Here is a 24155-nt window from a genome sequence, read left to right on the forward strand (position 1 = left end):
GCCTCCAAGCATCAGAAAAACAGTCTGATGCTGTCGATAATATTAATTTGCTAAGCTAGCAGCCAACGCCACCGCTCGAACTGATTATTCCCCAATTTTTTCGAATGGTGCATTCGCATTGGGTGTGATGAACATAGCATCACCGTAACTAAAGAAACGATACTTTTGTTCAACCGCCTCTTTGTACGCATTGATAGTATTTTTATATCCCGCAAACGCAGAAACCAACATAATTAATGTTGATTCAGGTAAGTGGAAATTAGTGATAAGTGCGTCTATCACTTGATATTCATACCCGGGATAAATAAAAATCTGGGTATCATCAAAAAATGGAGCAATCAAGGCATCTTGGCTAGCTTTAGCCGCACTTTCCAGTGAGCGCACAGACGTTGTCCCTACAGCAACAACGCGATTGCCACGCGCCTTACAGGCTAATACCGCATCAACCACATCTTGTGGCACTTCCGCATATTCGGAGTGCATAATGTGATCTTCGATAGTATCAACACGAACAGGTTGGAAAGTACCTGCGCCGACATGTAAGGTAACAAATGCCATTTCAACGCCTTTTTGGCGCAAAGCTTCAAGTAAAGGCTCGTCAAAGTGCAAACCCGCCGTTGGCGCTGCTACAGCCCCCGGTTTTTCACTATACACAGTTTGATAAAGCTCTTTATCCGCTTCTTCATCAGGCCGGTCGATGTAAGGGGGTAATGGCATATGACCAATTTGGTTTAAAATGCTCAAAACATCCCGTTCATCATCAAAACGCAGTTCAAATAAGGCACCGTGACGCGCCATCATCGTGGCTTTGACACTTTCATCTTCACCCAACAACAGTTCAGCCCCCTCTTTCGGTGCTTTTGATGCGCGAACATGGGCCAATACACGGTGTTGATCTAACATACGCTCAATGAGAACTTCAATTTTACCGCCGCTGACTTTGCGACCAAACAACCTTGCTGGGATCACGCGGGTATTATTGAATACCAGTAAATCCCCTTTCTCCAATTTTTCTAGAACATCTGTAAAAACACCATGCGTTAGCTGCCCCGAGCTTCCATCCAGACTTAATAAGCGGCAAGCGCTACGTTCCGCCTGTGGATAGTGGGCAATCAGTTCTTCAGGTAATTGAAAAGTAAAATCAGAAACACGCATTGTATTGACATCAATCTAAAAAAACAGGCGACTAGTCTAGTGCCGCACCGCCTTTGGCGCAAGAAATAAGCGCAAAATAGTATAAATATTCGCCATTATTTAACAAATATTTTGTTAGCAAAAAATTCTGCGTACTATTTATCCATTCAAAGAATGAATTATTTCTGTTTTGCTAAGATTTCATGACAAATTTATTTCAATCTTTTTTCTTTTGTTTCTCAATACTGATACCTATAAGCTGCAAATTAAGGAAGGTTTTTTACTCCATTTTCAAGTCATGCCCTGTAAGTTTCGAATTAAACGTAATTACTGCTATAGTTTGAGCAATCAAAAAGTTAGCTACGCTGCGCTACATGTCCTATGGGTTTCGAATCACAGGTAGGCAGCAAGTAAAGATATCCCGATGAGCATACATGAGTATGTGATTCGGGTGGCTTTACAAAGCTAACACCCCAGTGGTTTGAAAGACGACGGACATTTTAAAGTGAATTATTTAGCACACCTACACCTCGCTCATATCGCCCATAGTTCCCTATTGGGTAACATCATGGCTGACTACGTCCGCGGTAACCCTACTGGGCGATACTCACCTGAAATTGTCGCGGGTATATTTATGCACCGAACCGTCGATAGGGTCACCGACACTCACCCGCTAGTCAAAGAAGCGAAAGGCCTATTTCGTGATGAGTACCGCCGTGTTGCCCCTATTACATTAGATTTAGTCTGGGATCATTTTTTATCGCTACATTGGTCAACTCTTGAACCGACTCTGCCACTAGTAGATTTTGTGCGCTATTGCCGAAAAACAATTGAACCTCAACTGTGTCATACTCCTGAAAAATTCCAAGAGTTAAATGAATACTTGTGGCCACAACACTGGCTAATTCGTTATGCAGATAAAAACTATATAGGCAAATCACTCAATGGTATGGCCAGAAGGCGGCCAAAACTGGGGGCGCTAAGTGGTTCATTTGATGATTTTTTATTGCAATATAATCAGCTTGAAAATATTTTCTTCCAATTCTACCCACAAATGATGGCAAACGCGCTGCAACATTTTTTTGTACAAGATGTCACAATTAATACAAAGTAATAAATTAAAGCTTGCACTTTAATGGAATAAAACTATCTTATTGATATTAATTTCATAAAGTATTATGATTGATAGGTAAAACCTATCACAATAATTGGTTTAAATGCCTTTATTATCAAAAGATAATTCCTTATTCTTTTGGAAGTCTATGTCCTAAATATCCGTTTAGATTAAAAATGGATAAGGGCAAAAAACCTTTAATTCAAACTCATAGGAGTAAATTATGGTTCTGGTAACACGTCAAGCCCCTGACTTTACTGCTGCTGCTGTTTTAGGTAACGGTGAAATTGTTGATAACTTCAACCTGAAAAACCACCTGAACGGTCGTCCAGCTGTCATCTTCTTCTGGCCAATGGACTTTACTTTCGTTTGCCCTTCAGAGCTGATCGCATTTGACCACCGCTACGAAGAATTCAAAAAACGTGGTGTTGAAGTGGTTGGTGTTTCTTTTGACTCTGAGTTTGTTCATAACGCATGGCGTAAAACCCCTGTAGATAACGGTGGTATCGGTGAAGTTAAATATCCGATGGTTGCTGATATCAAACGTGAAATCATTAAAGCATACGGCATCGAACACCCGGATGCAGGTGTTGCACTGCGTGGTTCTTTCCTCGTCGATAAAAACGGTATTGTTCGCCACCAAGTAGTTAACGACCTACCATTAGGCCGTAACATCGATGAAATGATCCGTATGGTTGACGCTTTACAATTCCACGAAGAGCACGGTGATGTATGCCCAGCTCAGTGGGAAAAAGGTAAAGAAGGCATGAATGCATCTCCGAAAGGCGTTGCTGATTACCTGACTAAAAACTCTACCAAACTGTAATCAGTGATATGAGTTTTTAAAAAGCGGGCAGATGCCCGCTTTTTTATTTGCCTAAAATCCCCATTATTCGCTACATATCATTACGTCAGAAAGTTCCCAAATCACGCCAAAACCTCACTTTTCCCCCTCATTCTTACTGTAAACCCTACTCCATTTATAATATGGTTACATTTAGCGACATTTAGTTACAAATTCATCATTTTTAGATGCTCCAATTAAACTATCGCATCTTTAATTTAAATAAAAATAACGAAAACTAGGTATAGGAAAATGAACTTAAAACTCGCAGCCTCAGTGGCTATTATCAGTGCATTGCTTGCTGGCTGTGACAACAGCCAAACCGCATCTGAAAGTAACTTCAAAAAATCCATCCAAGACTACCTTGATACTAGAAAAGTTATTTGCATCAATGTCGGTCAAATGCCAGCAGGCTTTATCACGAAATTTAGCGCTCGTAATATTGAACAACTCGATACCTTAGTTGATGCGGGCTTGCTAGCTAAAGCTGAAAAACAAGTCACCATGAAAGACATGTGGAGTGGGGAACATACTGGCGAAGGGGTTGAATATACGCTGACTAGTGAAGGTGAGAAATTCTACGACGAAAAACAATCTCAATTTTCGGGACGCGGTAGCTTTTGCACTGGCAAATTAGTCGTCAATGAAGTCACAAACTTTACTGAACCCGCTGAACGCGGTGGGCAGAAAATCTCTATAGCCAACTATACCCAAAAACTGGAAGATGTGGCTCCATGGGCTAAAAATGAAAAAGTGATGGCGGCTTACCCGCAAATTCAATCAGCACAAACACATGCTGAGCGTGCACAACAAAGCCCTCTCATTTTAACCAATAATGGCTGGGTCCACATGTCGTTGTTTAACAAAAAATAATATACTTTACGGGCTCTTTTTGAGCCCTTTTCCTATCCATATTTAATCCCTGCTTATTCATAAATAACCCTACCAAGTTAACACTTATTAACTCAAATATTCAACATTCCGCACTATTGTATGCTATACATTAAAAACACAAATAATTAACAAATCATTCATATTATTAATTTGTGTTACATCAAACCTTACCTTAACTGGGAGATACTAATGATCAGAACATCATTACGCCCTGCTGCTTTATTACTTTCCTTATTATTTTCAACTCAACTCTTTGCCGCATCAGAACCTGCCGTTGAAGCCAAGAAAGGCATGGTTGTTTCATCCCAACATTTAGCCTCGCAGATTGGTGCGGATATCCTCAAATCTGGTGGTAATGCGATAGATGCAGCTGTTGCTGTCGGTTATGCCCAAGCGGTTGTGAACCCATGCTGTGGTAATATTGGCGGCGGCGGCTTTATGACCATTCATTTGGCAGATGGAAAAGATTTATTTATCAACTTTAGAGAAACCGCTCCTGCCGCAGCAAGTGCTGATATGTATCTCGATAAAGAGGGTAAGTTAATCAAAGATGCCAGCCTGTATGGCTACCTAGCCTCCGGTGTACCGGGAACGGTCAAAGGCTTAGACTACGCCTTAGAAAAATATGGCACAATGAGCCGTCAACAGGTGATGGAGCCTGCTATCAAATTAGCTAGAGAAGGTTTTGTACTAACCCGTGCAGATACCGATGTGTTAGACACAACCACTGAGCGTTTTAAACAAGACCCAGAAGTCGCACGTATCTTCTTAAAACCTAATGGTAGCCCTTATCAACCAGGCGATTTATTAGTGCAAAGTGATTTAGCCAATACCCTAGAAAAAATTGCTAAAAATGGGCCTTCCGCCTTCTATGAGGGAGAAATCCCCAAAATTATCGAAGAAGCCTCAAAGAAAAATGGTGGTATTTTGACGGCAAAAGACTTTGCAGATTATACCATCACAGATACAACCCCTATTAGCTGTACCTATAGAGGTTATAAATTCATTTCGGCGCCACCCCCAAGTTCTGGAGGCGTTACCATTTGCCAAACCCTCAATATTTTAGAAGGCTATGACCTCAAAGAAATGGGCTTTAATTCTGCGGATTATATCCATACGCTAACTGAAGCTATGCGCCATGCTTATATGGATAGAAATACCTTCCTTGGTGACCCTGAATTTGTAGATAACCCAACAGAAAAACTACTGAGTAAAACTTACGCGGAAGAATTACGTAAGGAAATAAAACCTAACCAAGCAACACCATCAACTCAAGTTCAACCGGGTATGGGACCACACGAAAAACCAGAGACGACGCACTATTCTATCGTTGATGAAAAAGGTAACGCAGTTTCAACTACTTATACTATCAATGGTCGCTTTGGTTCTGTCGTGATCCCACCGGGGACAGGCTTCTTTCTAAACGATGAAATGGATGATTTTACGACTAAAGTGGGAGAAAAAAATCTATATGGTTTAGTACAAGGTGAGCGCAATTCTATTGCTCCGGGTAAACGCCCCCTGTCCTCAATGAGCCCAACCATTGTGACCAAAGATGGCAAGGTATTCTTAGTATTAGGCTCGCCTGGTGGCTCAAGAATTATTTCTATCACCTTACAAACAGCATTAAATATTATTGACCACGGTATGCCACCACAAGAAGCTGTTAATGCACCGAGAGTCCATCATCAATGGTTACCAGATGAAGTGTATTATGAGCAAAGAGGTGTGTCTAAAGATAGCTTAGCCCTGCTTGATAAAATGGGTTACAAGATGGTTGAACAAACCCCTTGGGGCGCAGCTGAGCTGATTATGGTCGCCATTCCAGAAGGGGCTGGCGTCAGTGCCAAATCATCAGGCAATGATTCTGCTGTTTCAGGAAAAGTACGTGAAGGCTTTATTTATGGCTCTAACGATGTCCGACGCCCTGCTGGGAGTGCCGTTGGGGTTGACTAATACCTGAAAAAAATGCCCCCGCCATAATGACGGGGGCATTTAAACTTGCGAACAAAGAAGGATAAAATGTATTTTCCTCTTTGTCTTATTAGATAAAAATCAGATGTGAATTAGATTACGCTTGTTTATGTTGCGCCGCCGGTGACACAAATTTATCACACAAAATTGCAACCACTAACACAACAATTGTTGGCAATACCCATACTAAATCTTGCTTATACAGTGGCATTGCTGTCATCCACTCAGGGATATACACTTTTAAGTGATCAGAGGCTTTAACTGCGCCAATTAAACCAACAACAAAACTAACTAACATGGTTGGGGCAATAACCACGGTCGGATTCTTCCACCACTTCAGAGTAAAACTCAATAAAATCAAAACAATACATGGTGGATAAATAGAGACCAACACGGGGTATGAAAACGCAATTAGTTTACTTAAACCAAGGTTTGATATCACCATGGAGAAAACCCCTAGGATTAAAACTAATTTACGATAAGAAATAGATACATAGCGGCTAAAAAATTCTGCACATGCACAGGTTAAACCAACCGCAGTAACCATACACGCCACAAAAATTAATACGGCTAAGAAGAAACTGCCATAGTTACCGAAAGTGTATTGTACATATGTATGCAGAATATCTGCACCATCTGCTGGGTTAGGGATTAAAGAACCGCTATTTTCGCCCAGTTTAAATAAGGATAAATAAACCAGCGTTAATAATACCCCAGCAATTAAACCTGCCCACATCGTATAACGCGTCAATAACGAAGAGTTTTCAATCCCCCTTGAGCGGGCGGCATTAACAATGACAATACCAAATACCATGGCACCAAGAGTATCCATGGTCAAATAACCATTAATGAAACCATTGGAGAAAGCCATTTCACGGTAATCTACCGTTGAAGGGATTGGGTCGCCTGCAGGCCACATTACCGCAGCCACGCCTAAAATAGCTAAAGCAAGCATTTTTACAGGGGCCAAGATGTGCCCTACGCTATCTAGTAATTTACCCGGATACAGTGAAATACCAATAACTAAGACAAAGTACACTAGGCTGTAGATCAGTAACAACATGTCAGATTCACCACCAAATAATGGTGCGATACCGACTTTATAGGACACTGTTGCCGTTCTTGGTGTAGCGAAAAGAGGGCCGACAGATAGATAAGCAATAACCGCGAGTAGTAACCCTGCCGTTTTCCCCACTGGGGTACTAAGAGCTTCAATCCCCCCACCCACTTTAGCAAGGGCAATAACGGTTAAAACGGGTAGACCGACACCTGTAACAAGAAACCCAAGTGCTGCCGTCCAAACTTGTTCCCCTGCCTGCAAACCAACCATAGGCGGGAAGATAATATTCCCAGCCCCAACAAATAACGCAAAGGTCATAAAACCTAATGCGATGATATCTCTAGATGATAAACGATGAGCCATATTATGTTAATTTTTAGTGACGAAAATAGAAAGTTATGGGTTTACACTTAGCAACCCTTTGAAATATATATAGCGAGATAGAATTCTGAGAAACATACTATTAACAATACAAAAAGGTATGTTCTTTTGCATTTGACAAAATGAAAAATTAATAAACAGAAAAATTCGCCAATAACTGACAACAAGTAGAACTTTTATAGGGCAAAAAGGCAATAGCAAACGTGAAAACAAGAGTAAATCACTAAACTAATTTTCAGAACCAGTGATTCCTTTCAGTAAAATCACAATCCCCGTTATATGATTTGCTCGAAAAATAAACAACCCATCATTTTGTCCCCCCCATATTTCGATAATTTTCAGGATATATTTTTTCAAAATGAACAGTTGGTGGGATAAAATATAAAAAAAATGAATTAATAGAATTAATCAATCGATTAATAAAAAGAATCCACTTTATTAATATTTTGATTCTATTAATAAAGTGGAGTTATTTATGACTTTTTAAGGTTTTTATCATCAACAATTAACACCGTTGGTAAAGTAAATGAAAATTCACTCCCTTTACCAATCTGGCTAGTCACCACTAATTGGCTACTATGATGTTGAACCGCATGTTTGACGATAGCTAACCCAAGACCTGTCCCACCGCCACCTTGCCGTGAACGCGCTTTATCTACCCGATAAAACCGCTCAGTGAGGCGTGGAATATGTTCTGCAGGGATACCTGGACCATTGTCCCTCACGCTAAAACGTGCACCACTATAATTTCTTTGCCAATCAACCCAAATCTTTGACCCTTCCGGTGTATGACTTATTGCGTTATACACTAAGTTTGCAACCGCGCTACGTAACTGCTCTTCATTGCCATGAACCCGCAGTTTTTCATCAATATTAAACACAAACTGATGACGCCCCTGACTTAAACTCAGGGCTTCTTGCTCAATCATTTTGAGAATCAACGGGATATTAACTTGTTCATCAAGGTTGATTTGTGGGGCAATTTCAATACGGGATAACTGCAACAGTTGCTTAACTAAATTATCCATCCGCTGCGTTTGCTCTTGCATAACATGCAAGGCTTTTTTATTAACCGCAGGTACCCCTTCTTGGTCATCCATCACTTCAAGATAACCCTGAATAACGGTAAGAGGAGTACGTAATTCATGGCTTACATTCGCAAAAAAATCCCTACGAGCCTTTTCCAAACGGCGTTTTTCTGTGACATCTCGTGCCACCATCAATAACTGCCCTTCGGTATAAGGTAAGATACGAAACTCAACAATCTCACCACTATTAAGCTCAATAGTTAGCGCTTGCTCGTAATTTTTAATGGAAAAATAACGGCTAAAATCAGGGTAACGCAACAAATTAAAAATATGTTGACCATTATCTTCTGGCCAGCGAAAACCCAGTAAAGCTTGGGCGTGACGATTACACCAAAAAATCGTCCCTTCGGTTGTCATCATGACTACCGCATCAGGTAAGGATTCAGCACCACTTCGAAAACGTTTAATTAATTGGCCTAATTCACGACGGCGCTTACGGTTACGTTGCTGCATCTGGTAGATACCGTAAAAGATAGGCTCCCAACCTCCACGCCCTTCCGGTGGCAGCATACTTTTATCTAACCAGAGCCAATAGGAAAGTTTTAATAAATTATACCCATGCCAAACTAGCGCGGCCAGCAGTGATATCACCAATAGCCAAGGTAAGTGGCCAATAAAAACTGATAATATCAGTGCTGGTAAGATAAATAAAAACAGCCCTAAAATCAGCTGGTTAATGGATAAGCGTTCAAGCACGCATGCCTCTCTTTAGGTAGTTTTCAATAACGAACCGAGAAACGATAACCTGTACCGCGCACAGTTTGAACCATTTTATCATGCCCACCAATTTCCAACGCTTTTCGCAAACGCCGAATATGCACATCTACAGTTCTATCTTCCACATACACATTAGCCCCCCAGACATAATTCAATAACTGTTCACGGCTATATACACGCTCCGGGTGGGTCATAAAGAAATGTAAGAGCTTATACTCTGTCGGCCCCATATCAATAGGCGTCTCATTACTGGTCACACGATGGGAAGTTGGATCTAGCGTTAACCCATTCATTTCAATAATATCTTCTGTTGCCATTGGTGAAATGCGACGTAAAATCGCCTTCACTCGGGCAATTAATTCTTTTGGGGAAAACGGCTTAATCAAATAGTCATCAGCGCCAACTTCTAAACCCTTTACGCGATCTTCCTCTTCTCCCCGAGCCGTCAACATCATGACTGGAACATCACGCGTGGCGCTATCACGCTTCATGTGTTTAATCACTTGGATACCAGAACCACCGGGGATCATCCAATCAAGTAATACTAAATCAGGTAAAGGGTCGACCATCTGAGCGATGGCACTGTCATAATCATCAGCTTCAATAGGCTGAAAACCATTCTGTTCTAACACAAAACAAACCATTTCTCGGATGGGCGCTTCATCTTCAACAACTAGAATGCGTCTTGCCATGATTGTTCCTGTAAACTAAGAAGACATTTTTAATGTGAACGCATTATGCGTCACTTTTATGACAGAATTATGAATATCAATCTATATAGTACACATTCCTCTATATTTTAGCGGTTAAATGTCATCTAAGTGAAATATTTCCGCAATAGATGAGAAATTAATTGACTTTCCCCTATGAATTAGCGGGATCAGGTATACTGATTTGTAGAATATTCATAGCTCTTAATGATGATAGGAACTGATTACTCATGCGCATTATTCATACTTCTGACTGGCACCTTGGTCAGTACTTTTTTACCAAAAGCCGTGCGCCTGAGCACCAACACTTCTTAAATTGGCTCGTTGAACAAGTCGAATTATACCAAGTTGATGCCATCATTGTTGCTGGCGATATTTTTGATACAGGCTCACCACCAAGCTATGCACGTGAGTTATACAATAAGTTTATTGTTAATTTGCAAAAAACAGGGTGCCAATTAGTGATATTAAGTGGCAACCACGATTCCGTCTCTGTGCTCAATGAGTCTAGCGCATTGCTTAGCTATCTTAATACTCACGTTATAACTTCAAGTAGTGAACCCAATGTTATTACCTTGTGCGATAAACAGTCACAGCCAGCCGCTTTAGTGTGTGCAATTCCATTTCTGCGACCACGCGATATTCAACTAAGTATTGCGGGGCAAAGTATTGAAGAAAAACAACAATCATTGCAAACAGCGATCCATAACCATTACCAAGTCAGTTATCAACTAGCCCTTGAACAGCGTACAACAATGGGGTTAGATCTTCCTATTATCGCAACAGGGCACCTAACCGTTGTCGGTGCCGCTTTAACGGATTCTGTTCGTGATATTTATATCGGTACTTTAGATGCTTTCCCATCTGGGGCATTCCCCCCCGCAGATTATATCGCTCTTGGGCATATTCACCGCCCTCAGGTTATTGGCGGGAACCAACATATTCGTTACTGTGGTTCCCCCATCGCACTAAGTTTTGATGAGACATCCCAGCAAAAAAGTATTTGTTTGGTCGAATTCAATGGCGCTAAACTCACTCAAATCACACAACTAGAAATCCCTATTATTCAACCACTGCAAAGCATTAAAGGGTCATTAAAAGACATAGAAAAACAACTCGAAGCATGGGGAAATTACCAAGGCGATAAGCCCGTTTGGCTAGATATCGAGGTCGCTTCCCAAGATTACCTTGCTGATATTCAACAACGTATTGAATCTCTAACACACAACCTACCCGTTGAAATTGTTTTGCTACGTCGCGCTCGTAAACTACGACAAGGGCAATCAACCACTTTAGCTAATGAAACTCTGAGTGAACTCAGTGTCGAGGACGTTTTCTTACGTCGTCTGGCTGAAGGGGAATTAGACGACCCTGAACGTGAGCAGCGTCTTATCCAACTATTTAAACAATCTTACGACGCATTACGCCAAGAGTAGCAAGGAGCAATATGAAAATTTTAAGTTTACGCCTAAAAAATATTAACTCCCTCAAAGGTGAATGGAAAATCGACTTTACCCAAGAGCCTTTTGCTAGCAATGGGTTATTTGCGATCACCGGCGCTACAGGTGCAGGTAAAACCACCCTACTTGATGCAATTTGCTTAGCTTTATACCACCGAACTCCTCGCTTAAAGACCATTTCTAACTCACAAAATGAGCTAATGACCCGTCATACTGGAGAGTGCCTAACAGAGGTCGAGTTTGAGGTAAAAGGCAAAGCTTATCGTGCCTTTTGGAGCCAACGGCGGGCAGGAGGCAAACCCGATGGGAATCTACAACAACCAAAAGCAGAACTCGCTACCGTTGCTGACAACCAAATACTGACAGTAAAAATAACTGAAATAAAAGATTTAATCGCCCAAATTACAGGCCTAGATTATGAACGCTTTACTAAATCTATATTGCTCTCCCAAGGGGATTTTGCCGCCTTTTTAAACGCATCTGAAAAAGAACGAGCCGACTTACTCGAAGAAATTACTGGCACTGAAATCTATAGCCAAATCTCGATATATATTTTTAATCAACATAAGCAAGCCAAAATTGATTTAGACCTACTGAAAGCTAAAGCTCAAGCTATTAATTTACTTAGCGAATCTGAACATCAATCACTGCTAGAAAAACAAACAGGGCTATTACAACAAGAAACGCAACTCAAACAAAAGCGTGACCACCACCAGCAAGCCATTAATTGGTGGAAGCAATTCCATCAGCTCACTCAACGAATGCAATCATTAGACAGCGAATTAAAAAATGCAGAGTTGGCGCTAGAGAATGCACAACCCCAATTGAAAAAATTAGCTGACAATAGCCCAGCAGAGCTTCTTCGCCCCTTATGGCAAGATATCGAGCGCCAACAGCAACTACTCACTGAACAAATGGAGAAACAAACTCGTCTGCATAATGCCTTAACGATAAAACAAGGTGAACGAACCCCTGTTCAACAAAAATTAATACAAGCCCAAAATGATTATCAACAACATATTAATTTCACGAAACAACAGCACCAACTCATTGAGGAAATTGTTCGCCCACTTGACAATCAAATTGCGCAATTAAAGCAGCAACAGGTTGAATTTACTAAACAAATAACAGAGCAGCAGGCTTCTTTTACGCTGAAGCAACAACAAGTCATTGAAGCGCAAAATCATATTCAAAGCGCAACCCAAGAATTAGCGCAGTTGCATATATTTTTAGAAGAAAAACATAAAGATGCCGACATTCATACGCAAATAGGTAGTTGGAAACAACAGAGCCAGTTTGTCTTTGAATTAGCCGACAAACGGGCTAATTTAACTCAAAAACAACAAACGCTCGCACATGAAACTCAGCAATTACAAAAAAACAACCAACAGCACTCACAACAACTAACCCAAAAACGTGCCGAACTAGAACAACACACGGCGGTATTTCGTCAATTAGAAGAACGCTACAAAAATAGCAAACAAGAACAAGACATTAAGGTTAACACTCAACGCATTGAGCAAATACAGAACCGCCTACAACACGCTAAGTTGCTGCCATTAATGTTATCCCAATACCTCGCAACTCAGGCACAGTTCCAGCAACACCACCTACAGCAAGCTGAAATAGCACAAGCTCTCGCTCAATCTGAAAAAGAGCTAGATATAACCAAGGTAAAAATTAATGAGTTAACCCCACTCATTAAACTAACAAATGAAAAGTTGCAGCTAGAGCGGAAAATTGTCAGTTTAGAAAATGAACGCCAACACCTTATCGCCGGTGAACCTTGCCCATTATGTGGAGCAACTGAACACCCAGCAGTCGATAAATATAAATCTATTCATCTGAGCGAAACACAAAGTCAGTTGAACGAGTTAACCGAAAAACTGGATAACCTCAAACAACACCATGCTGGGCTGGTATCATTATTAGCAACACAAAACCAACGCCAAAGCGAAAACATACAGCAACAGCAGAAAGTTAAAACGCAATTAGAAGAACTTACTCACCATTGGCAAAAAACATGTGAGCAAGCACTTACACCAAAACTTGCTCAGAACGAACAATCCGTAACCAAATTAATTGATGAGTTGACTTGCCAACTGGCCTCCCAACAAAAAATCGTTGCCGATTTTGCGACGTTGGAACACGAATACCAACAAGCAAAACACCAGCAACATGAACTACAAGCCAGTTTTAACCAATTACAGGCTGACCAATTATTAATCGAGGAACGCCTGAAATACCAAACACAGTTATTTGATGAAACCCAAAAAGAACAATGCCAGATACAACAGCGCGAACGCGAACAAATAGGTCAACTACAATTAGCATTAGCTCCTTTTGACCTCAACTTACCGGAAAGCGAAACATTTGATACATGGCTAACTGAAGTCACTCAACGGGGTGAGTTTTTTAATACTCAAAAAATGTTGGCACAAACACTCAGCCAACAAATTGATGTTAGTAATGCGACATTACAATCAGAGTCCAACCAGCTAAACAAGCTTAACCAACAGCTCGATAACGATAAACATCAATTAAAACGCATTGAAATCGATTTAGAACAGAAATCTACTTTGCGAAAAACACACCTTTCAGGGCTCCCTGTGAGTCAATATATTCAGCGATTGAATACAAAACAGGAAATGCTTTCCCAAGCACAGGAAGCACTGCATAAGCAACTCAATGAGATTGATAATGCAATTTCTGTAATGAATGGAAGTTACCAAGAATTAATTGAAATAACCCGTAAGACCACCACAGCGCGGGATCAGGCTGAGTCGCAATTCACACAAGCGCTGGAGAACAGCCCATTTAGCAGCCAACAAAAATTCCTCGATGCTTTATTAACCTCAGAGGAAAAACAACTGTTAGAAGAATTAAAGCAACGCGTCAATAAAAACCTTTTACAAAATCAAACACGCCATAAAGAATGCCAACTCGCGATAGAAGCGCTAAAGCAACAAGTGATTACGGGTTTTTCTGATATCCCTGAAGAGCAAATACACACCACTATTATTGCTCTTGATGAAGAAATTAAACAGTTAAACCAAGAACAAGGCCAAATTATTAACCAGTTAGGGATGGACAAGCAACTACGCCAGCAGCAGCAAGGTTTGCTACAGGAAATAGAAAAAAGCCAATTAAGCTATGATGATTGGAGCTACTTAAGTGGGCTGATTGGTTCCGCCGAAGGGGATAAATTCCGTCGTTATGCACAAGGGTTGACTTTAGACTGTTTAGTGTCTCTTGCTAATCAACAACTTGATAAACTACATGGCCGCTATTTATTACAGCGGAATCATCAGTCTAACCTTGAGTTGCAAGTCATCGATGGCTGGCAAGCTGATACCGTGAGGGATATTAAAACCTTATCTGGAGGGGAAAGTTTCTTAGTCAGTTTAGCGTTAGCACTAGCGTTATCGGACATGGTGAGTAACCGCACACAATTAGAATCACTCTTTTTAGATGAAGGCTTTGGCACTTTAGATGCTGAAACCTTAGATATTGCTCTTGATGCATTAGAAAGTTTAAACGCATCTGGTAAAACCATCGGTGTAATTAGCCATATTGAAGCAATGAAAGAACGCATTCCCGTTCAAATTGCAGTAAAAAAGGCCAATGGGCTTGGCTTTAGCGAACTCCCTGCACAGTACCGGGTAAATTGACTGCCTTTATGATAGTGAGTACACACTTAATTTGTTGAAATCCTAGGCTAAGCCATACAGAGAGAGCATGACAAAACAATTAACCATAGTATCAGCTTATTGGTTGTAACAACGAGCAATAAGCTGACCTTAAATTTGCTAAACCAACAAAACTGTACCACACTGAATGAGTCAAAAAATATATCAATGATAACTTTGGTGGCTCAAAATTTTAAATGACCAAAGGCCTTAACTAGCTAGATTGAGCTTAATTATTTATCACTTTACCTAGTGGGGTCTTACGCCACCCCATTGGGTTTTTCTTTTGAACTTATATATTATTGATGGTCTTTCTACTCTCTCAATTTTTTTCTTTCAATTTAATTTATTTTTCCTGTTTATATTCCATAATATTCCTACGACCAACAAAAATAACAACTAATCAATTGATATTATTGAAAATAATAACATTTAAAACTTAAATCAAAATTTTGAACCTTATCGTTAAATTTTTTTTCTATGATTTTATCTCTAGCCCGTTATAGTAATAACCATTGAAACAAACTACGGCTTCTTAAATTTATTCCATAATAATGCCGTGCGCTAATGAAAAGCTAGGAGACCAAAATGTCTAATGCATTTATCGAAATGATTAAAAATCGCCGTACTATTTATAACCTTGGCGATGCTTTGCCGGTGTCTGAAGAGCATGTTACAAAATTGATTAAAGAAGCAGTAAAACATTCTCCATCATCCTTTAACTCCCAAACTTCACGTGTTGTGATTTTATTTGGTGCGGAACATAAAAAATTATGGAACATAACTAAAGAAGCATTACGTAAAATTGTTCCTGAACAGGCTTTTGCTGCAACAGAACAAAAAATTGATAGTTTTGCTGCTGGTGCGGGGTCGGTTCTTTTCTTCGAAGATCAAGATATTGTGACTGGTTTACAAGAACAATTCCCATTATATGCAGATAATTTCCCCATTTGGTCTGAACAAGCTAGCGGTATAGCACAATTTGCAGTATGGACGGCATTATCACAAGAAAATATTGGTGCTTCATTACAACACTACAACCCGTTAATTGATAATGATGTGCAAAAAACGTGGAATGTGCCAGCTAACTGGATATTACGTGCACAACTTGTTTTTGGCTCAATTAATGCGCCGGCTGGTGATAAAGACTTTATGGCTGATGAAGTGCGTTTTAAAGTTTTCAAATAATATACAAAACTTTCAAATAACCTTCCTACTGCATATTTTTGTGGGAAGGTTATTTTTCAATCTAATTTAATTTAATACATTTTCGTCATCATCAGGGATACCTAATAATTCTAAATGTATCAAAAATATTAAATGGCAACTTAATCCAAACTAACTAGATTTATCAATGATTATTGAAAAACTATTAATAACATTTAACTAAAAGATACATTTTCAATTCTACTCTCCTCCTTCATCTTTCATTGCCTTTTAACCCCCAATTAGAATGAAATACAAAAACACATAATTATCAATTACATATAAAATTCAATAAAAAAACATTCAATATATTCTCATTTTTTATTTTGCATTGCCGATATTTGAACTACACTGAAATAAGAACACAAAAGCACTAATAATAGTGGCTTGTGTTATTAAGGGGGGTGGACTATGAAATGTTTATCTTTGCTAACATCTGCTATTGCTATAATCCTTTCAAGTTTTTCTTTCACCTATGCTAGTAATAATTATTCAGGAGGTGCAATTACATTTACAGGCTATGTCTATGAACCTCAATGCTCTATAAATATGGAAAGTAAAGAGCAAGTCAATATTAAGTGTTATCGAAAAGGAAAAGATATATCAATAACAGGTTCTTTACGTGGAGGCAAAACTGTAGAGTCTGATTATGTTAAAGTCGAATATGACAAAAATACAAAACTACCGATGTTGAATGTTTTTTATGAATAATTTACTTTTAATATTAAAATAGCTCGGAATATTTAATTTAAATACAGTCATAATATTCCGAGCATTATTTATCCAAAATAACATTTTCGTAAGACTCATTTTATCTAGCAACACTTCAAGCATATTATCTCTATATTAACCAATTTATAAATATAAAAAAGCCCACCAAACGGTAGGCTTAAACTCAGATAACTACTTGAATAATTACTTAGCTGTTAAATCAACTTGGTAAATAGCAAAGCCAATCTCATCAGTACCAACCTGTTTCATTGGGTACTGAGCATTTTCTTTGATAAAGTTTGCTGCTTTTTCACTTGGCGCAGTTTCAAAGCGTACATCCAGCTTTTTGTCTGTTTTAATTGGTGTAAATGACCAATTATTAGCCGCCTTGGTAGCGATTTGCCCTTTATCTTTAGACTCTTTAGCGATATATGCAGCTAAAATAGAACGGTTTTCATCAGGGGAAGCAAATGCAATATTATTCTCACCTGTTCCCGCAAATTTACCGCCGTAGCCACGATAGTTATTCGTTGCTACTAAGAAAGTTGCTTTAGGATCAATTGGTTTACCTTGATAGGTTACATTTTTGATTCGGTTAGCATCTTTATTAATCGTTTGGCAATCAACATCATATTTTGCAGGCTGCGTCAGGTCGATTTGGTAATTTACACCGCTGATAGTATCAAAATTATAAGTTCTGAAACCATTCCAATTTAGTAAGCTTTGTGGTGCTGTTGATTGTGGGTCAATTTGATTAAACATCCCCGCAGAACATTCTAACCATTCCACAACATCTGCACCAGTTGCTTTAACAACAACAAGTGTGTTCGGATATAAATATAAATCTGCCGCATTACGGAAGGTTAAATCCCCTTTTTCAACTTCAATAAACTCAGTTGGAGAATTTTTACGTCCACCCGCTTTAAATGGTGCAGCAGCTGCTAAAACAGGTAAATCAGCAAGGTCTGGGTCACCCTGAATAAAGTTTTTGGTGTAATCAACTTGGGCATCGTTAACAATTTGTACAGTTGGGTCACTTTGAACCAACGCTAAATAGCTGTACATATTTTCAGATGCTTTACCGATGTGTTTACCAACAAATTTACGCGTATCTTGGTGTTCTTTATCGATAATTTTAGCGAGAGATTCATCTCGCTCAACAAGGGCTTTCTTATTAGGCTTATCATAAACAGGGCGCGCGTGAGCTGTCGCATCGACAACTTTCCAACCGCCATCATCATTATTTACGACTAAATCAACGACACCTAAATGATCGCCCCATTGACCTGGCATTACCGCAGGTACACCATTGACTGTACCTTTTGTAACGTCAACACCTTTAATATCGCTAAAGTCTTTGCTTGGGAATACACCGTGTGAATGGCCAAACATGATGGCATCGATACCTGGAACTTCACTGAGGTAATACACTGAGTTTTCAGCCATTGCTTTATAAGGCTCTTGAGAGAAGCCTGAGTGAGGAATAGCAACGACTAAATCGGCTCCCTCTTTTTTCATTTGAGGAACAAATTTTTTCGCAGTTTCAGTGATATCATTCACTAAAACCTTACCTTCTAGATTTGGCTTATCCCAAATTAGAATTTGTGGTGGTACAAAGCCGATGTAACCAATTTTGATGGTGTGTGTTTTACCATCCCTATCTTTAACAGGTGTATCAACAATAATGTATGGGTTAAAGTAATTTTCACCTGTTTTTGCATCAATAATATTCGCATTGATGTATGGGAATTTAGCACCTTTAATTGCTTTATGCAGGAAATCTAATCCAAAGTTGAATTCGTGGTTACCAAAATTACCTACTGTGTAACCCATCGTATTTAATAGTTTATGTGCCGGATGCGACTCACCCTCTTTTAAACCTTCGCCAACAATATAGTCAGCCAGTGGACTACCTTGGATTAAGTCTCCGTTATCGACTAATACAGAGTTTGTTGCTTCTTTTTTTGCGGCATTAATCAGTGTTGCCGTACGTACATATCCAAACTGTTCGGTTGGCTTGTCTCTATAATAATCAAAATCAATCAAGTTACTGTGAACATCTGATGTTTCCATCACTCGTAAATCAACCGTTGCGGCATTCGCATTAAATGCGACTAGCATAGCAAGCGTTGAAAGCTTCAATACTTTATTCATGTAATCCCCTTCGTTGCCATTACTGAGAGAAAATCGCCTCTCAAATTTGTATTTTCATCCCGCGCTATTGAACAATTAACAAACAAAAATAGCGTTAAAAATTCACACTATGTGCATAGCATCAATCTTTAATGATAATACACTGCAAACAGTAACCATTTTTTGTGACTAAATCACGGTTTTCATCTTTTTATCAAGCCTGATTTTTATATCGGTCACAAAAATGAATTAATAGTGACAAATTCACATAAAATAATTGAAGTTATTTTGCTGAATCTATTTTTTGAAGAGAAAGAGAACTGTGATTTAAATCACTCCCTATTTTCTATACATAATAGGCATTAAAATATTATTAAATTTGATAAATAAAATAATTAGCCATGTTACCTACGTGACTTAATAAGTATCACAACTTAAATAGTATTTTAAATAACCTAAATTTAATTTAAGTAATATAAAAACTATTTAAATACTGAATTATAATTAATCCTCTAAATTATTTGCTGAAATTTTGCTTTATCGTTAGGCGACAAAAGAGGATAACGTGGGCCATATACTAATGTATATGGCCCGATTCGCAGAGTGTAGCCAATAACACATATTGGAATTAGGCGGAAAATAGCCATGCAGCACCGCGCACGCCACTAGAATCGCCATGCGCGGCTTTACGAATTGGTGTATCGAACTCCCGACCAAATACCCACTGGCGTATTTTTTCAGGCAAATTGACATACAACGCATCCACGTTGCTCATCCCCCCACCTAGCACAATAACATCAGGGTCTAACATGTTAACAGCTTGAGCCAAAGCTTTCGCGAGGCGATTCTGGTAATTTTCAAATGCTTTGATGGCGTGCTTGTTACCATTTTGCGCCAACTGAATAATTTCTATTCCAGTCTTAGATTCTCCAGCTAACTTTTTATAATCAGCGATAAACCCCGTCCCTGAAACAAACTGCTCTGTACAGCCATTTAGCCCACAATAACAATGCTCTTCAGCAATAAATAGCCTATCTTGGTCATCTTGCCAAGGTAGAGGATTATGCCCCCACTCCCCAGCTACACCATTGCCGCCAGAGTGAACTTGCCCATTGATTGCCACCCCTGCACCACACCCCGTACCAATAATCACCGCAAAAACAACTTTTCCGCCAGCTCCAGCCCCATCAATCGCTTCTGATACCGCTAAACAATTCGCATCATTAGCAATTTTAACGGGTCGTCCTAGTAATTGACCTAAATCTGCATCAAAAAATTGACCATTTAACCATGTTGAATTGGCATTTTTAACCCTTCCTGTCACGGGGGATAATGTTCCTGGGATCCCAACGCCAACGCTCCCTGACTGCCCTGTCGCAGTTTCCGCATCACTCACTAAACTTGCAATGGCCCTAAGTGTCGCATCATAATCCCCCCTAGGAGTAGGGACCCGCTTACGAAATAGCGTTTCACCGTTATTATCTAGTGCAATCACTTCAATTTTTGTACCACCAAGGTCAATACCTATTCTCATAATGATGCTCTCTAATGTTTTTTTCATTTATCTGGTTATCATGGCTTGTCTTCATCAATATTTTCAAGGCTTAGACATTAAAATTGTGGACGACAAAGCCTAAACACATTTTTTTTCGCTTAATAACGGACAATTCGCTATCATAGCCCCTTGCTCTAATTGGCTATTTATCAACAAAGGTAGGTTTTTCATGTGGTTCAAGAATATATTAGTCTATCGCCTGAATCGGGATTTGGCACTCTCCGCTGATGATCTGGAAAAACAGCTTGCCTCACTTGCCTATCACCCTTGTGGCAGCCAAGATATGATGCAAACAGGCTGGGTAGCACCGATGAATGGCGCAGACGCCTTAACCCATGTAGCAGGCAATCAAATTCTCATTTGTGCAAAAAAAGAAGAAAAAATGCTGCCATCTCCTGTAATTAAGCAAGAAGTACAGGATAAAATTGAAAAACTAGAAGCAGACCAAGGCCGCAAATTAAAGAAAACAGAAAAAGACGCCTTAAAAGATGAAGTCGTGCATACTCTGCTTCCCCGTGCATTCAGTAAGTTTAGCAAAACCTATATTTGGATCGACACCGTCAATCAATTAATTATTGTTGATGCCGCCAGTGCAAAACGTGCAGAAGACAACCTTGCTTTGTTACGTAAAAGCTTAGGGTCTTTACCCGTAGTTCCACTTACATTTAAAGACCCAATAGAACTCACACTAACCGAATGGGTTCGTTCTGGCTCATTACCACAAGGTTTCGCGGTAATGGATGAAGCAGAACTTAAAGCCATCCTAGAAGAAGGCGGAATTATCCGTTGTAAAAAACAAGATTTAATTTCTGATGAAATTACAACTCATATCGAAGCGGGCAAATTAGTCACTAAGTTAGCGTTAGATTGGGAAGAAAGAATTCAGTTTATGTTATCTGATGATGGCTCACTAAAAAGGTTAAAATTTAGCGATACATTAAAAGATCAAAACGATGATATTGCGAAAGAAGATTTCGCCCAAAAATTTGATGCGGACTATGTGTTAATGACCGGCGAACTTAGCGCTTTGATCGCCCGTTTAATTGATGTGTTAGGTGGCGAAGCCGAGCACTAATTTTCCTTCAGGTTCCCTTTCATCTCACGGTGGCAACTTATTACCTAACTAAGTTGCCATTTCTTTTTAGACCCTGCTTACATAGCCACAATTAAGTCATTGACTGCTCACTCAATCTCTGGTTGATTAAATTACATCCACACTACCAATTTATTTGATACTTAGTTTGTTAAACAAAAATAATAAATAATAACCTCCATCATTGGAGCTATGGTCAATATTCTATCGAAGGAATTGTTATGAAAGAGCTCATCGAACCTGAAGTGGATGAAAATTCACTGGTCACCTTGCAAAAAATCACTGCTGATAATTTCTCTGAAATTTGCTTACTAAGTCATACCCTTAGTGAAGCACAACGTAATATGGTGGCAGACAATGCTTATTCGATGGTCGAAGCACAATTTTCTAGTTGTGCGTGGTACCGAGGAATTTACGCAGATGATGTCCCTGTTGGCTTTATCATGCTTCACTCTGGTTTAGATGATGATGAATTAGAATATGATGGCATTATGCTGTGGCGCTTTATGATTGCGGAACCCTATCAAAAACTAGGGTTTGGTCGCGAAGCATTACTTCAAGTCATTGCTTATCTAAAAAAGAAAGGCTATCCGCGCCTTTATAACAGTTGTGGCGAAGGGGAGGAAAGCCCATTCGAATTTTACAAAAAGCTCGGTTTTGTCCCTACAGGGGGATATATTGACGATGAGTGTGAATTAGTCCTTGATATTACAAATTGGCAAGAAGATTAACTGAACATCTGTCGATATTTTACTCATAAACCCATCTGCAATTTAAATATTTTAATAAATTGAATGGTAAGTCACTAATATACCTTAAATAATTTGTGCCGTAGCTAGGCGATAAGCGAACCGAACCCTAGGAGCATACAAAAGTATGTGACTAGGGGCGGTGAGAGCGGTCAACAACGCTACAGCGCGAAGTATGACGGGTATCTGTTATTTTTGGATAAGATAACGAATAGTCGGCCCATCCTGTTGAATATCCAACACCGTATAACCATAATTTTTCGCATCTAGTGGGATATTATTAATTGACTGGGGGCAGTCACTTACCACTTCTAAGATTTCACCGCTTTTCAGTGATGGCATAGCCTCTAACGTTGCTACAGCAGGATATGGACAAGGTTCTCCAACCATATCTAAGCGGTAATCAGGGATAATGTCTTTCTTGTTCATACTGCCTCCACGGATGTATTCGATGACTTTTGCTCTCGTTTACGGAAAAAGTGTTTTTCCCATAACAGCATCAGCACAAACGCTACCGCTAATAATGCATAAGTAACCAATAAACCACCTTCTGGCCCAAAAGTTTCTAATAGATTAACTTTATCAAAATCAGTGGCCAACCAAGGGCCCAAATCATCCCAATAATAAGCAAGAACTGTTGCGCCAATAATATTACCGAAGCCAACCCACCAATAATGAACTTGGCCTTCAACAGCACGATACATCCAGCCCGTTTCACAACCACCAGCAAGAACAATACCAAAGCCAAATAATAAACCACCAATTACTGCATTCGGGCCTGCCCATAGGATTTTAGGTGTAGCACCTAATTGTACGTAGCTAAAAATCCCCACGGCACTAACCGCCATGCCGATAATAATTGCTTTCGCCATATGCGTACGCCCCGTGATCCAAAGATCACGAAATGCAGAAGTAAAGCAGATCTGAGCTCGCTCAATTAATAAACCAAAACCTATCCCACATAAAATCGCGAAACCCATCACTGGAGAATCAAGCAACGTATAAAAACCCCAAGCAATGGCTAAAGTAAAAATCACCATACCAAGTTTAAAACGTCTTTTCGCCACATCATGGTTTTGGGTTAGTGGGGATGCAGTATTGACCTTTTTGAGCTTCACGGGGATCCGAAACATTGGCATCAGTGTAAACTTGGCGCCAAAATATGACCCAGCAGCAGTGGCAACGGCAAAGTACCACGCATGTAATGAAAATTGAGGTATCCCAGTAAAGAATGCGGCTAAATTACAGCCCATAGCTAAACGAGCCCCAAACCCCGCAATAATACCGCCTAATATTGCTTGGAAAATACGGATTCGGTGTTGAGGCATACGTAATTTGATGTTATTGGCCCAAAGGGCTGCCGCAAAACACCCTGCAAACATACCAATAATCATAACACCATCAATACGGTCTAATGGCGTGCCTTCAAAGCCAATAACTTTAAAATATCCCCAAGTTTCAGGCTCCGCACCAAAAAGTTGCATGACATGTCCGCCCCAGCGAGTGAACTCGCCAGTCACAGCCCAAAATGTGCCCGTTAAGCCAAAATAATAAGTTGATAAGATCCCCGCAGCAATTACTGCAGGTAATGGTTTCCAAAAACCGATGAGATAGTGAGATTTAAAATCAGACCAAGTCATTGT

18 protein-coding genes are annotated in these 24155 nt (G+C 39.7%); 10 read left to right on the top strand and 8 right to left on the bottom strand.

The genetic code is table 11. The features are described from left to right. Positions 1-84 precede the first annotated feature (84 nt). A complete protein-coding gene (gene queA / locus ACPEH5_RS06645) occupies positions 85-1155 on the bottom strand; it encodes a tRNA preQ1(34) S-adenosylmethionine ribosyltransferase-isomerase QueA (protein ID WP_042846951.1) in 1071 nt (356 codons plus the stop codon). A 484-nt stretch (positions 1156-1639) separates the two neighbouring features. Here queA and ACPEH5_RS06650 point away from each other — a divergent pair, with 484 nt between their 5' ends. The 4 genes from ACPEH5_RS06650 (at position 1640) to ggt (ending at position 5942) form a co-directional block, all read left to right on the top strand. Further along, on the top strand, positions 1640-2248 hold the full coding sequence (locus ACPEH5_RS06650) for an ACP phosphodiesterase (RefSeq protein ID WP_042846952.1): 609 nt from the start codon (positions 1640-1642) through the stop codon (positions 2246-2248). A gap of 223 nt (positions 2249-2471) precedes the next feature. Continuing rightward, the gene (locus tag ACPEH5_RS06655) at positions 2472-3074 is read left to right on the top strand and encodes a peroxiredoxin C (RefSeq protein ID WP_042846953.1); all 603 of its coding nucleotides are present in this window, start codon (positions 2472-2474) and stop codon (positions 3072-3074) included. 270 nt (positions 3075-3344) lie between these two features. After that, a complete protein-coding gene (locus ACPEH5_RS06660) occupies positions 3345-3965 on the top strand; it encodes a hypothetical protein (protein WP_042846954.1) in 621 nt (206 codons plus the stop codon). Positions 3966-4175: 210 nt separating this feature from the next. Continuing rightward, positions 4176-5942 carry a gamma-glutamyltransferase gene (gene ggt, locus ACPEH5_RS06665; RefSeq protein ID WP_071547704.1) on the top strand — a complete coding sequence of 589 codons (1767 nt, stop codon included), beginning with the start codon at positions 4176-4178 and terminating at the stop codon, positions 5940-5942. Positions 5943-6057: 115 nt separating this feature from the next. Here the strand turns inward: ggt and brnQ are convergent, their stop codons facing one another. The 3 genes from brnQ to phoB all read right to left on the bottom strand — a co-directional run bounded on the left by brnQ (position 6058) and on the right by phoB (position 9898). Beyond that, a complete protein-coding gene (gene brnQ, locus ACPEH5_RS06670) occupies positions 6058-7383 on the bottom strand; it encodes a branched-chain amino acid transport system II carrier protein (protein WP_048608400.1) in 1326 nt (441 codons plus the stop codon). Positions 7384-7874: 491 nt separating this feature from the next. Then, positions 7875-9185: a phosphate regulon sensor histidine kinase PhoR gene (gene phoR / locus ACPEH5_RS06675; protein WP_281110694.1), complete on the bottom strand. Its 1311-nt coding sequence runs from the start codon at positions 9183-9185 to the stop codon at positions 7875-7877. A 23-nt stretch (positions 9186-9208) separates the two neighbouring features. Next, positions 9209-9898 carry a phosphate regulon transcriptional regulator PhoB gene (gene phoB, locus ACPEH5_RS06680; protein WP_042846958.1) on the bottom strand — a complete coding sequence of 230 codons (690 nt, stop codon included), beginning with the start codon at positions 9896-9898 and terminating at the stop codon, positions 9209-9211. 248 nt (positions 9899-10146) lie between these two features. On the opposite strand from phoB, the gene sbcD reads away from it, so the two are divergent. The 4 genes from sbcD to ACPEH5_RS06700 all read left to right on the top strand — a co-directional run bounded on the left by sbcD (position 10147) and on the right by ACPEH5_RS06700 (position 16982). Beyond that, the gene (sbcD, locus tag ACPEH5_RS06685; RefSeq protein WP_048608403.1) at positions 10147-11352 is read left to right on the top strand and encodes an exonuclease subunit SbcD; all 1206 of its coding nucleotides are present in this window, start codon (positions 10147-10149) and stop codon (positions 11350-11352) included. Between the two features lie 11 nt (positions 11353-11363). Then, positions 11364-15047 (top strand): SbcC/MukB-like Walker B domain-containing protein, encoded by a 3684-nt coding sequence (locus ACPEH5_RS06690; RefSeq protein WP_206227198.1) that lies wholly within the window; start codon positions 11364-11366, stop codon positions 15045-15047. Positions 15048-15653: 606 nt separating this feature from the next. Beyond that, positions 15654-16253: a nitroreductase family protein gene (locus ACPEH5_RS06695; protein WP_042846961.1), complete on the top strand. Its 600-nt coding sequence runs from the start codon at positions 15654-15656 to the stop codon at positions 16251-16253. Positions 16254-16682: 429 nt separating this feature from the next. Further along, entirely contained in the window at positions 16683-16982 is a 300-nt protein-coding gene (locus ACPEH5_RS06700; protein WP_048608407.1) for a hypothetical protein, read from the top strand. A 204-nt stretch (positions 16983-17186) separates the two neighbouring features. Here ACPEH5_RS06700 and ACPEH5_RS06705 read toward each other — a convergent pair whose 3' ends face one another. Next, the gene (locus tag ACPEH5_RS06705; protein WP_042846963.1) at positions 17187-19136 is read right to left on the bottom strand and encodes a bifunctional 2',3'-cyclic-nucleotide 2'-phosphodiesterase/3'-nucleotidase; all 1950 of its coding nucleotides are present in this window, start codon (positions 19134-19136) and stop codon (positions 17187-17189) included. Between the two features lie 607 nt (positions 19137-19743). Next, positions 19744-20649, bottom strand: a complete 906-nt coding sequence (gene mak, locus ACPEH5_RS06710) for a fructokinase (protein ID WP_042847028.1) — start codon at positions 20647-20649, stop codon at positions 19744-19746. A 190-nt stretch (positions 20650-20839) separates the two neighbouring features. Between mak and rdgC the strand changes: the two genes are divergently transcribed. Together rdgC and ACPEH5_RS06720 are read left to right on the top strand one after the other, a co-directional pair. Continuing rightward, positions 20840-21745 carry a recombination-associated protein RdgC gene (rdgC, locus tag ACPEH5_RS06715; protein ID WP_048608409.1) on the top strand — a complete coding sequence of 302 codons (906 nt, stop codon included), beginning with the start codon at positions 20840-20842 and terminating at the stop codon, positions 21743-21745. Positions 21746-21984: 239 nt separating this feature from the next. Further along, positions 21985-22494 carry a GNAT family N-acetyltransferase gene (locus tag ACPEH5_RS06720; RefSeq protein WP_042846965.1) on the top strand — a complete coding sequence of 170 codons (510 nt, stop codon included), beginning with the start codon at positions 21985-21987 and terminating at the stop codon, positions 22492-22494. Between the two features lie 207 nt (positions 22495-22701). Here the strand turns inward: ACPEH5_RS06720 and yedF are convergent, their stop codons facing one another. Together yedF and yedE are read right to left on the bottom strand one after the other, a co-directional pair. Further along, complete coding sequence (gene yedF / locus ACPEH5_RS06725) at positions 22702-22941, bottom strand: sulfurtransferase-like selenium metabolism protein YedF (RefSeq protein WP_042846966.1); 240 nt, start codon at positions 22939-22941, stop codon at positions 22702-22704. Next, the gene (yedE, locus tag ACPEH5_RS06730) at positions 22938-24152 is read right to left on the bottom strand and encodes a selenium metabolism membrane protein YedE/FdhT (RefSeq protein ID WP_042846967.1); all 1215 of its coding nucleotides are present in this window, start codon (positions 24150-24152) and stop codon (positions 22938-22940) included. The genes yedF and yedE overlap by 4 nt, the downstream gene beginning before the upstream one ends. Positions 24153-24155: the final 3 nt, after the last annotated feature.

Source organism: Providencia sp. NPDC089933 (assembly GCF_049545585.1).
In the GTDB taxonomy this organism is placed as follows: Bacteria; Pseudomonadota; Gammaproteobacteria; order Enterobacterales; family Enterobacteriaceae; genus Providencia; species Providencia huashanensis.

Excerpts from the sequence above, each read along its gene's own strand:
- queA (WP_042846951.1), bottom strand. The coding sequence starts at position 1,155 with ATGCGTGTTTCTGATTTTACTTTTCAATTACCTGAAGAACTGATTGCC.
- ACPEH5_RS06655 (WP_042846953.1), top strand. The coding sequence starts at position 2,472 with ATGGTTCTGGTAACACGTCAAGCCCCTGACTTTACTGCTGCTGCTGTT.
- ACPEH5_RS06660 (WP_042846954.1), top strand. The coding sequence starts at position 3,345 with ATGAACTTAAAACTCGCAGCCTCAGTGGCTATTATCAGTGCATTGCTT.
- ggt (WP_071547704.1), top strand. The coding sequence starts at position 4,176 with ATGATCAGAACATCATTACGCCCTGCTGCTTTATTACTTTCCTTATTA.
- brnQ (WP_048608400.1), bottom strand. The coding sequence starts at position 7,383 with ATGGCTCATCGTTTATCATCTAGAGATATCATCGCATTAGGTTTTATG.
- phoB (WP_042846958.1), bottom strand. The coding sequence starts at position 9,898 with ATGGCAAGACGCATTCTAGTTGTTGAAGATGAAGCGCCCATCCGAGAA.
- sbcD (WP_048608403.1), top strand. The coding sequence starts at position 10,147 with ATGCGCATTATTCATACTTCTGACTGGCACCTTGGTCAGTACTTTTTT.
- ACPEH5_RS06690 (WP_206227198.1), top strand. The coding sequence starts at position 11,364 with ATGAAAATTTTAAGTTTACGCCTAAAAAATATTAACTCCCTCAAAGGT.
- ACPEH5_RS06695 (WP_042846961.1), top strand. The coding sequence starts at position 15,654 with ATGTCTAATGCATTTATCGAAATGATTAAAAATCGCCGTACTATTTAT.
- ACPEH5_RS06700 (WP_048608407.1), top strand. The coding sequence starts at position 16,683 with ATGAAATGTTTATCTTTGCTAACATCTGCTATTGCTATAATCCTTTCA.
- ACPEH5_RS06705 (WP_042846963.1), bottom strand. The coding sequence starts at position 19,136 with ATGAATAAAGTATTGAAGCTTTCAACGCTTGCTATGCTAGTCGCATTT.
- mak (WP_042847028.1), bottom strand. The coding sequence starts at position 20,649 with ATGAGAATAGGTATTGACCTTGGTGGTACAAAAATTGAAGTGATTGCA.
- rdgC (WP_048608409.1), top strand. The coding sequence starts at position 20,840 with ATGTGGTTCAAGAATATATTAGTCTATCGCCTGAATCGGGATTTGGCA.
- ACPEH5_RS06720 (WP_042846965.1), top strand. The coding sequence starts at position 21,985 with ATGAAAGAGCTCATCGAACCTGAAGTGGATGAAAATTCACTGGTCACC.
- yedF (WP_042846966.1), bottom strand. The coding sequence starts at position 22,941 with ATGAACAAGAAAGACATTATCCCTGATTACCGCTTAGATATGGTTGGA.
- yedE (WP_042846967.1), bottom strand. The coding sequence starts at position 24,152 with ATGACTTGGTCTGATTTTAAATCTCACTATCTCATCGGTTTTTGGAAA.